Source organism: Serratia sp. NPDC078593 (assembly GCF_050268245.1).
GTDB lineage: Bacteria > Pseudomonadota > Gammaproteobacteria > Enterobacterales > Enterobacteriaceae > JBNNGK01.
In genome coordinates, this window is sequence record NZ_JBNNGK010000017.1 from 74,801 (window position 1) to 85,594 (window position 10,794).

General features: G+C 51.4%; 8 protein-coding genes. 2 read left to right on the forward strand and 6 right to left on the reverse strand.

Translation table 11 applies throughout. From position 1 onward, the window contains the following. Positions 1-328 precede the first annotated feature (328 nt). On the forward strand, positions 329-1,096 hold the full coding sequence (locus ACQKDS_RS16805; RefSeq protein WP_399672699.1) for a transporter substrate-binding domain-containing protein: 768 nt from the start codon (positions 329-331) through the stop codon (positions 1,094-1,096). Positions 1,097-1,153: 57 nt separating this feature from the next. On the opposite strand, the gene alr is transcribed toward ACQKDS_RS16805, so the two are convergent. Together alr and dnaB are read right to left on the reverse strand one after the other, a co-directional pair. After that, positions 1,154-2,233: an alanine racemase gene (alr, locus tag ACQKDS_RS16810; protein ID WP_399672676.1), complete on the reverse strand. Its 1,080-nt coding sequence runs from the start codon at positions 2,231-2,233 to the stop codon at positions 1,154-1,156. A 140-nt stretch (positions 2,234-2,373) separates the two neighbouring features. After that, positions 2,374-3,789 (reverse strand): replicative DNA helicase, encoded by a 1,416-nt coding sequence (gene dnaB / locus ACQKDS_RS16815; protein WP_399672678.1) that lies wholly within the window; start codon positions 3,787-3,789, stop codon positions 2,374-2,376. Positions 3,790-3,900: 111 nt separating this feature from the next. Here dnaB and ACQKDS_RS16820 point away from each other — a divergent pair, with 111 nt between their 5' ends. Beyond that, a complete protein-coding gene (locus ACQKDS_RS16820; protein WP_399672680.1) occupies positions 3,901-4,890 on the forward strand; it encodes a quinone oxidoreductase in 990 nt (329 codons plus the stop codon). A gap of 293 nt (positions 4,891-5,183) precedes the next feature. On the opposite strand, the gene pspG is transcribed toward ACQKDS_RS16820, so the two are convergent. The 4 genes from pspG to ACQKDS_RS16840 form a co-directional block, all read right to left on the reverse strand. Next, the gene (gene pspG, locus ACQKDS_RS16825) at positions 5,184-5,402 is read right to left on the reverse strand and encodes an envelope stress response protein PspG (RefSeq protein ID WP_399672681.1); all 219 of its coding nucleotides are present in this window, start codon (positions 5,400-5,402) and stop codon (positions 5,184-5,186) included. A gap of 181 nt (positions 5,403-5,583) precedes the next feature. Next, positions 5,584-6,570, reverse strand: coding sequence for a tRNA dihydrouridine(20/20a) synthase DusA (gene dusA, locus ACQKDS_RS16830; RefSeq protein ID WP_399672683.1), 987 nt, complete (start codon positions 6,568-6,570; stop codon positions 5,584-5,586). Positions 6,571-6,831: 261 nt separating this feature from the next. Continuing rightward, positions 6,832-10,080, reverse strand: a complete 3,249-nt coding sequence (locus tag ACQKDS_RS16835) for a type I restriction endonuclease subunit R (protein WP_399672685.1) — start codon at positions 10,078-10,080, stop codon at positions 6,832-6,834. A gap of 208 nt (positions 10,081-10,288) precedes the next feature. Beyond that, positions 10,289-10,666, reverse strand: a complete 378-nt coding sequence (locus tag ACQKDS_RS16840) for a restriction endonuclease subunit S (protein ID WP_399672687.1) — start codon at positions 10,664-10,666, stop codon at positions 10,289-10,291. Positions 10,667-10,794 lie beyond the last annotated feature (128 nt).

Below are 10,794 nucleotides of genomic sequence, written 5' to 3' on the forward strand. Positions count from 1 at the left end.
AACTGTGTTAAGAAATGTTGACGCTACAGACTATCAGTTTTTTTACCGTTGTTACCCTCTCTGATACGCGAATGCAATATACCCGTCACACTTCAAGTTGCATGTGTGTTGGCTGCGCTCGTTCACCCGAATCACTTACCCGTGTAAGCTCATCGGGATTCACTTCCTTGCCGCCTTCCTGCAACGCGAATTATTTAGGGTATATATGCCGTAGCAAAACGGGATCTCACGGTTTTCGATGGCATAAAAAGCGGGTATTTTAGCGAAATCACCCATAATAAGCGGCTAAAAGTAGCGCATAAAACCACTTACTCAACCAAGGGACATGATGAAGAAATTACTGCCTCTCACACTGCTTTTCGCCACAGGTTACGCCAGCGCACAGTCACATCTTGATAAAGTGATTCAGCAGAAACAGTTGGATGTCTGTACCACTGGGGATTACCAGCCTTACACCTTTTTAAAACAAGACGGCAGCTACGAAGGGATTGATATCGCCATGGCGCAGTCGTTGGCAAAAAGCCTCGGGGCAGAGATCAAATGGGTAAAAACCAGTTGGAAAATGCTGATGCAAGATTTCAACGCCGGTAAATGCGACATCGCCATGGGCGGTATTTCCGTGACGCTGGAGCGGCAAAAACAGGCATTCTTCGCCGAAAGACTGGATACCGATGGAAAAATTCCGCTGGTACGCTGCACCGACGTCAAAAAATATCGCACTATCGCACAGATTAACAAACCCTCGGTACGGGTGATTGAACCGGCGGGTGGCACCAATGAAGCCTTTGTGCGCGCCCATCTGCCCAAAGCCAAACTGACGTTGTCGCACGACAATATGGCGATTTTCCAACAGTTGGTGGACCGTAAGGCCGACGTGATGATTACCGATGCTTCCGAAGCACTGTATCAGCAAAAACGCTATCCGAAACTGTGCGCGGTCAACCCGCAAAAGCCAATGCAATATGGCGAGAAAGCCTACATGCTGCCGCGTGATGATTTGAGCTGGAAGTTATATGTCGATCAGTGGCTACATTTGACGAAAGCCAGCGGGGAATACCAGCAGATTATCGATCGCTGGTTGGCGGTGAAGAAATAACCCCATTGAGCGCCCCTCACGCGCAAGCAACCAGCGAGGGGCCGCATCACGGCAACGCTACTCGCCGATATATTCCATCGCCACACGCTGAGTCAGCTTGGTGATCAGCTCATAGGCACTGATGCCGGTCACGCTGGCAATACGTTCTACCGGCAGTGGCGCGCCCCACAGCACCACTTCGTCACCCACCTGATCCCGCGCATCCGGGCCCAGATCGATCGAAATCATATCCATCGAAACCCGACCGACAATGGGTACTTCGCGGCCGTTAAGCCATACCGGGGTGCCCGTTGGTGCGCTGCGTGGATAACCGTCACCATACCCCACGGCCACCACCCCCAGCCGCGTATCACGCTCGCTCACCCAGGTGCCGCCGTAGCCTACCGCTTCCCCCGCCTTATGCTCGCGCACCGCAATCAGGCAGGATGTGAGCGTCATCGCCGGTTGCAGATCGAACTGCTCGCCTCCGCGTTCTTCGATTGGCGAAACGCCATACAGAATAATGCCCGGCCTAACCCATTCATTGTGGGCGTCCGGCCACAGCAACGTACCGCCCGATGCTGCGATTGAGCGCTGTCCCGGTTTACCCCGGGCAAACTGCTCAAAGCAGGCGATTTGTTTCAGCGTAGTGTCCGAACTTGGTTCATCCGCACGGCTAAAATGGCTCATGATATTCACCGGCGGTGCCACATTGCGGCACGCACACAGGCGCTGGTAAAACGCCTCGGCCTGTTCGGGCCGTACGCCTAAACGATGCATGCCGGTGTCAATCTTCATCCACACTTGCACCGGTCGCGGCAATTCTGCCTGCTCCAGCGCCTCGAGCTGTTCGATGCTGTGTACCGCCGTTTCGATGTTGTTAGCCACCAAAATCGGCAGATCTTCGGCAGAGAAGAAGCCCTCCAGCAGTAAAATGGGCTTCACGATGCCGCCGGAGCGCAGCATCAATGCTTCGCCAATCCGCGCGACGCCGTAACAGTCCGCGTCTTGCAGAGTGTGAGCCGTTTCCAGCAGGCCATGCCCATAGGCATTTGCTTTGACTACCGCGATCAGGCGGCTTTGTGGCGCCTGACGGCGTACCTGTTGCAGGTTGTGTCGCAGAGCGCGGCGGTCGATTACAGCGGTTGCCGCTTTCATTCCAGTTCCTTAATAAGGCTCAGGCCAAGACGCGTCATTATTACAGGCAGCGCAGGCGCGGAAGAAGTACCACAACCGAACCGGAGGCTAAGCACTGCCCCGCCGCAAATGACAGAGAAAGAGTCTGTTGTTAAGCCAGGTTATTCATCATCATATTGTGGGCCCGCGTAATTATCGAAACGCGACCACTGACCATTGAAGGTTAAACGCACGGTGCCGATCGGGCCATTACGCTGCTTACCGAGAATAATTTCCGCCACCCCTTTCATGTCGCTGTTTTCGTGATAGACCTCATCACGGTAAATAAACATGATCAAGTCGGCATCCTGCTCGATCGAGCCCGATTCACGTAAGTCGGAGTTAACCGGGCGTTTGTCTGCACGTTGTTCCAATGAGCGGTTCAACTGCGACAGCGCCACCACCGGCACTTGCAACTCTTTCGCCAACGCCTTGAGCGAGCGAGAAATTTCGGCAATTTCCAGCGTACGGTTATCGGATAAAGAAGGTACGCGCATCAATTGCAGATAGTCGATCATAATCAGGCTTAGGCCGTTATGCTCGCGGAAAATACGCCGCGCGCGCGAACGGACTTCGGTTGGCGTCAGACCCGAAGAATCATCGATGTACATGTTGCGTTTTTCGAGCAGGATGCCCATGGTGCTGGAGATCCGCGCCCAATCTTCATCATCCAACTGGCCGGTTCGAATGCGCGTCTGATCCACCCGCGATAGCGAAGCCAGCATACGCATCATGATCTGTTCGCCTGGCATCTCAAGGCTGAAGATCAACACCGGTTTTTCTTGCAGCATCGCGGCGTTTTCGCACAGGTTCATGGCGAAGGTGGTTTTACCCATCGACGGACGTGCCGCAACAATGATCAGATCCGATTTTTGCAGACCCGCCGTCTTCTTATTCAGATCCTGATAGCCGGTATCGACACCGGTTACACCGTCGTGCGGCGTCTGATACAGCGATTCGATCCGTGAAACGGTCGCTTCCAGGATCTGATCGATGCTCTTCGGCCCTTCGTCTTTATTGGCGCGGTTTTCAGCGATTTGGAAAACGCGCGATTCCGCCAGATCGAGAAGATCTTCACTGCTGCGCCCTTGCGGATCATAACCGGCATCGGCGATCTCATTGGCCACGGAGATCATTTCGCGCACTACCGCACGCTCACGTACGATGTCAGCATAAGCCCCGATATTCGCGGCGCTCGGTGTATTCTTCGACAGTTCGGCCAGATAGGCAAAACCGCCGACGGAGTCCAACTCCCCTTTCTGCTCCAATGATTCAGACAGCGTGATCAGGTCGATCGGCTTGCTCATCTCCAGCAGGCGCTGCATCTCAGTAAAGATCAGGCGGTGCGGGCGACTAAAGAAGTCATTGGCAACCACGCGTTCTGCGACGTTGTCCCAACGCTCGTTATCCAGCATTAAACCGCCCAACACGGACTGCTCCGCCTCCAGCGAATGCGGCGGCATTTTCAGCCCTTCCATCTGGCGGTCGCGCGGTGCCTGAGCGTCGTTAGATTTGTTGGTGGGTTTCTTTCCTGCCATAGTGGGGATGCAATACCTGTTATAAAGTGACGACGCGTCAGTATACATAATGATAAATACCCATGTCCTAAAATTAGAACACGCGCGCAACCGCGAAAACGAGGAGAACTCATGGCCAAACGCATTCAATTTTCCACAACCGGTGGGCCCGAAGTACTGCAGTACGTTGATTTTACCCCGGCCGATCCGGCTGCCGATGAGGTTCAGGTAGAAAACAAGGCCATCGGCATCAATTACATCGATACCTATATCCGCAGTGGCTTGTATGCCCCTCCGTCAATGCCAAGCGGGTTGGGTACGGAAGCGGCCGGTGTCGTGACCAAAGTGGGGGCGAACGTGAGCGCCGTGAAACCCGGCGATCGCGTGGTCTACGCCCAATCGGCGCTGGGCGCCTACAGCGACGTTCATAACGTGCCGGTGGAAAATATCGCGCTGCTGCCAGCAAACCTCAGCTTCGAACAGGGTGCGGCATCGTTTCTTAAAGGCCTGACGGTGCATTATCTGCTGCGTCAAACCTATGACGTGCAGCCCGGCGAAATCTTCCTGTTCCATGCTGCCGCAGGCGGCGTTGGCTTGATCGCTTGCCAGTGGGCAAAAGCGCTCGGTGCCAAGCTCATCGGCACCGTCGGCTCCGATGAAAAAGCAGAACTGGCGCAACAGGCAGGTGCTTGGGCAACCATCAATTATCAAAAAGAGAATATTGCACAACGCGTGGCGGAATTGACCCACGGAGAGAAGGTCAATGTGGTGTATGACTCCGTAGGTAAAAATACCTGGCTCGATTCACTCAACTGCCTGAAGCGCCGGGGTTTGATGGTCAGTTTTGGCAATGCTTCCGGCCCGGTGACCGGTGTCGATTTGGCAATACTCAACCAAAAAGGGTCGCTGTACGTCACCCGCCCTTCGCTCAACGGCTATATCAACAATCGCGAAGCGTTACAGTACGCCAGCAATGAGTTGTTCTCCTTGATCGGCAGCGGTGCAATCAACGTTACGGTGCGGGATGAGCAAATTTTCGCGCTGGCCGATGTGCAACGTGCGCATCAAACCTTGGAAAGCCGCAAAACCAGTGGTTCTAGCCTGCTGATTCCTGGCCGTTAATCGCCACCAAAGAAAAAGGCTCCGTGAGGAGCCCTTTCTGGTACAGCGTTTTGTAGGGGTAGAGCAGAGTCCGCGCAAGACACGGGGTTGCTGGTGCAACACTATTATTTTTTGGCTGTCTTGTGCGGTGATGAAATCGTTAGCATCACTGCTTCGGCAAATATCCTAACAGCCTCGTAACATAAAAAGAATGTGAAATGTGCCGAAGTAGCATTTAAAGCCCCAAGGTGTGATCCCTGCCGCATTCAAACGCTATTCCACGGCGAACGTTTCATCTGGCGCAGCTGATTGATTCAGTAACGTCGAATCTGCGGTTTCTGCATCGAACGGTAAATCCACACCCCAACCACGGCCAAAATCAACCACGGCAGTAGCTTAAGCACCATCACAAACAGGCCGCCAAACAACATAAACACCGCCGCTACCATCAACGCTGCGAACACACCCAGTAGCGATACGCCGGTAATCATCAGCATCACGACAAAGCCAACAAAAAAGAAAATTTCTAACATGATTGCTCCTCAATAAACCGTTTCTGCCCAGTCACGGCGGACAAAACATTCTGACAGGAGACTTACAAGAAGCGTGCCAAGTTAGCAAAATTGCTAACTCACTGAAACAGAGGGGATCGCGCGCTGTAACCTGCAACGCGCTTGGTCAATTAGACTAACTCTTAGTCAATTTAATTTTGGATCACGCCATTTCGACGCGCGGCTGACGCACCAGACTCAGCGCGTGTTCCACCACGCGAACATCGGCACCCGGCTTGTGCGCATTCTCACTCAGATGACGACGCCACTGACGCGCCCCGGGAATCCCCTGGAACAAACCAAGAATATGGCGGGTGATGTGGCCCAAATAGGTGCCATTTGCCAGTTCACGCTCAATATAGGGATATAACGCCTCAATCACCGCGATGCTATCTTGCAAGGGCTGTTGAGCGCCAAACAGTTCGCGGTCAACCTGAGCCAAGATGCCAGGATTTTGGTAGGCCTCACGGCCCATCATTACGCCATCCAGATGCTGTAAATGCTGTTTCGCCTCGTCCAGCGTTTTAACGCCGCCGTTAATCGCCATAGTCAACGCAGGGAAATCACGCTTTAACTGGTAGACGCGTGGATAGTCCAGCGGGGGCACTTCACGGTTTTCTTTCGGACTGAGGCCGGAAAGCCAAGCTTTGCGCGCATGAATGATGAACATTTCACATTCGCCACGGCCAGCGACGGTGCCAATAAAATCACACAGGAACGCATAGCTGTCCTGATCGTCAATGCCGATGCGGGTTTTTACCGTCACCGGGATCGAGACAACATCGCGCATCGCCTTGATACAGTCTGCGACCAAGGTGGCTTGCCCCATCAAACAGGCGCCGAACATGCCATTTTGTACGCGATCGGATGGACAGCCTACATTGAGGTTGATCTCATCATATCCACGCTGTTCCGCCAGTTTCGCACAGTGTGCCAACGCCGCCGGGTCGCTGCCGCCAAGTTGCAACGCCACCGGGTGCTCTTCTTCACTGTACGCCAGATAATCACCTTTACCGTGAATAATCGCGCCAGTGGTCACCATTTCGGTGTACAGCAGCGTTTCTTTCGTCAGCAAGCGATGAAAATAACGGCAATGACGATCGGTCCAGTCGAGCATCGGCGCGACAGAAAAGCGGGAAGATGGATGCATAGTTAAAATCTCACTAAATTTCAGCGCCTTAGCTATATATTCCACTATAGCGAAGCAATGTAAATCGCAGTTACGATACGCAAAATATCCCAAAATGTCCCCCAAGGGACAAAATAGGGGACACGATAAGAGCGTGGGAGGCGGGATTATACATACCGCCATCGAGCGCTTCAAATTGAGTCAGCCTAGTCAGCACCAACCCCCTCACTGAAGTGCTCTCTATTCGAATGAGAGTAGCGTTGGCCAGCTCATCAATAGCCATTACTTCACCCCACTCAACATATCGAAGATAACCCGCGCAAATTGTTTGGTTTTGTTCGGGTCAGACAACAACTGCATCATCTGCTCTTGGTGCGCGGCACTACTACTTAGAATCGCATCATCAATCGCACGTGGGAAGTCGCCCAGCATGGCTTGTTCGCGGGTGTTATTGGCAATTTGGTTCATTACCGTTTCGTTTTCCGTCAGTTTGTCGCGTACCGTGAAGGCATAGTTGATCATGTCTTTGTCGGTCAGGTTGTCGGTGACAAACACCTCGTTCAGTCGCTCAATGATGTGAGAAAGAAACTCTTCTTTCTTGTCTTTTGGTTTGGCTGTACCTACATCGTTGCTTGGCTGCAACTTGTACTCAGGCGTGTTCTCTTGCAGCTGAATGTCCTGTTGACGGATCTTCGACAGACGATAGTGGCTCATGACCACATTACCAAGGTCAAGCTCATCTTCTTCAATAATCTTCTCGCGTAGCATTGGGCGCAGGTGGCGCGCATAGAGGCTAAGTTTCTCTAGCTCTTTGTCGTCGTAGTCGACAATCTGCGACATAAACTCATAAAAGCGGACAAAGCTACCTAAATCCTTCTTGAAGATTTCAAGACCGTCTTTTTCCTGCTTGCACTGTTTAAAGGTGTTCTCGGCATTAGCGATTAACACCGCATCGCCCGTTTTCTTGGTGCGCTCAAACACGTTCTTAGCATGTATGTATGCTTCTACCGCAGAGGTATAACGCTTGCGCCAACGGTCTATCGCAGGCTTGCAGATATTACTGATCGCCGCATTAGACTTGTTCTTAGTAAAGAAGGCATCAACGAACTGCTCTACCTCCGACCATAAGAAAATACCGCTAGCACGCAACTTCTCTGATAGGTCGAAAATCTTGTCAGGATCGGTGACATCCTCAAGCTCTGCCACTTGATAATAAGGCTGAAAAGCATCAAGAATGTCTTGCGGATCGTTGTAGAAGTCGAGCACGAAAGTACCGCATTCGGCTTTGCCCGGATACATACGGTTGAGGCGAGAAAGCGTCTGCACACACTCAACGCCAGCCAGTTTTTTATCTACATACATGGCGCAGAGTTTCGGTTGGTCAAAGCCCGTCTGAAATTTATTGGCCACCAGCATCACCTGATAATCATCAGTGTTAAAGGCTTTGCGCATTTCACGCCCTTTAAGGTCAGGGTTCATGTTGTGCTCGGTGAACTTCTGATCCATAAACGCCGTGCTGTCTGGGTCGGCGGCGTTAAACTCCACTTCGCCAGAAAACGCGACCATCGCACGAATCCCCGCATAGCCATGCTCAGCAACGTACTTATCAAAAGCCAGCTTGTAGCGCACCGCTTCTTTACGCGAGCTGGTGACCACCATCGCCTTAGCTTGGCCCCCCAATAAGCCCATCACATTTTTTTTGAAGTGCTCAACAATCACTTTCACTTTCTGCGAGATATTGTGGTCATGCAGGCGCACCCAGTTATTGAGTTTCAGCTTGGCTTTGCCTGAATCGACCTCTTTATCTTCCGCTTCCAGCTTCTGCTTGAGCTGATAAATCACCTTGTAGTTGGTGTAGTTCCTCAAAACATCAAGAATGAAGCCCTCTTCAATCGCCTGACGCATTGAATAGATGTGGTAAGCCACGGGCAAATTGCGTTTAGATGGCGGCATATCTGGATCTGGGCATCTACCGAACAATTGCAATGTTTTCGCTTTTGGTGTTGCTGTGAACGCATAAAAGCTGATGTTTGCACTTCCTCTGCGGGCTTCCATTGTGCTATTTAAATGGTCTTCCGTATCGACGGCCTCGTCGTTCTCGCTTTCTTCAGACATCAATACTTCTTTCATTTTTCTCGAAGTTGACTGCCCTTGAGATGAGTGCGCTTCATCGGCAATGATGGCGTAACGACGCTCTTTGAGTGACGTTGAGTTCTCGATCGCCTTTAACACATGTGGGAAGGTTTGAATGGTCACAATGATGATAGGCTGAGAGGTTTCCAGTGCCGTTGCCAACTTCTCTGATTTAGAGCCATCACCCTCTTTGCGGTTAATGCGCCCCACCACGCCATCAGCATGTTCAAACTGATAGATAGTATCTTGTAGCTGGTCATCCAGTACCGTGCGGTCAGTCACCACTATCACCGAATCAAACTGCTTGGTGCCGTTGGCATCATGCAGGGTAGATAGCTGGTGCGCTGTCCATGCAATCGAGTTCGACTTCCCCGAACCGGCACTGTGTTGGATCAGGTATTTATTGCCTGTGCCCTCTTCAATCGCCGCATTAACCAGCTTGGTTACCACATCCCACTGGTGATAACGCGGGAAGATCAGGGTTTCTTTCTTGGTTTTGCGCCCCTCCCAGTCTTCCTTTTCTTCGATTTGAAGATGGATAAAGCGCTCGATGATATTCAGCAGGTTGTCTGGGGTTAAAACGTCATTCCACAGGTAGTCGGTGGCGTAGCGGTTTTCATCCTCGGGGATATCGTTACCCTTACCACCATCATGCGTGCCTTTGTTAAATGGCAAGAAGAAAGTCTCTTCACCCGCAAGCTTGGTTGCCATATAGACTTCATACTGGCTTACCGCGAAATGCACTAACGCACCGCGTTTAAAGCTTAATAGCGGCTCTGGCTTTTTGGTGGCTGGGTCTTTCGGTAAACGGGTCAGTTTGTACTGCGCAATGGCGTTTTCTACCGCTTGTTTGAATTCTGATTTCAGCTCAAGGGTAGAGACGGGTAAGCCATTAACAAACAGCACCAAGTCGATGCGCCATTTCTTGGCTTGTTTACCCGTGGCTTCGAATTCAGCTTGCGTGGCATACGGGCTGTAAACCAGCTCTGGCACAATGCGGCAGATGTTGTGCTGGTAACGCGCTAAGGTTTCGGGGTTGAGGTTATGCTCTGGCTTAAACTGACACAATTCAAAACGGGCATTGCGGATTTTCAAACCATGACGCAACACACCCAAGGTGCCAAAGGTGCGTGATGCGCGGTCGGTGGCGTTCTCATCGGCTTTTTTAAGCTGCGTAACCAAAGCATCAAGGAAGTGGCGCTCAGAGTCGGTCGGGAAGACTTTGCAGAACTTCTCCCACTCTTTCGGCTGCGTCTGTTGGATAAAGGTCAGCACATCCGCCTCGAAAAGAGCAGATTCGCGGTTATAGCCTTCGCCAGTGCCTTGCACCCAGCCATTGGCCACCATCTGGCTGATGATGTCGTTCTGAAATACCCATTCTTGTGTCGTGTCTTTCATAACCTTGTTCTTCTTTTATCCTTCGTCCTTGGCGATGCAGCGGTGTTGCCTGCGTTCTCTCGCCCAATCACATAGCGTACTATGCTCATGGGTGTCGCTCACTTGTCGCCTACCTGCCTTACCAATTACTTTGGCTAATATTATTTGCTGCCAACTAAAGCGAAAAGCCACTTTGCGTTCTTTTTTCCAAGCGAGAGTAGCAATAGGTTCAGGCGGTTTGTTCCAACGCTTGCTTTTGAGATGTTGGCGCTTGCCAGTTGCGCACATCAATCTTGCCAGTGACGGCGGCTGAGATAAGCGCGGTGCGGCGTTCTTGCATAAGGTCTATAGCTTTCAGGGCATTCGACTCAATAGCATCATATTGCTCTTTCAGCTTCGCGATATGCTCATGAATCGCAATCAACTCATTTTCCGGTGGCACTGGAACAGGGATATTCTCAACTTGTTCGACACGCAAATGACTAACAGTGCTTCCATGCGAAACGCTATTAATGTACCTATCTAGGCAATCTGAAATTAAGTAGTCAAAGAGATAGTTTGTATATGCCTGACTATTTGAAATAAAGTTCATCATGCGCTGCCCCATGCAGAACTTTAGATTCTCTGGGACTAAACAAACTTGTAGTGGTCAACAAAAACTAGCCACGGTTTTAGAGTTTTTCCAGAACAATCTTTCTGATTCATTCGGCGTCAAACCACCATTATATTGATGGG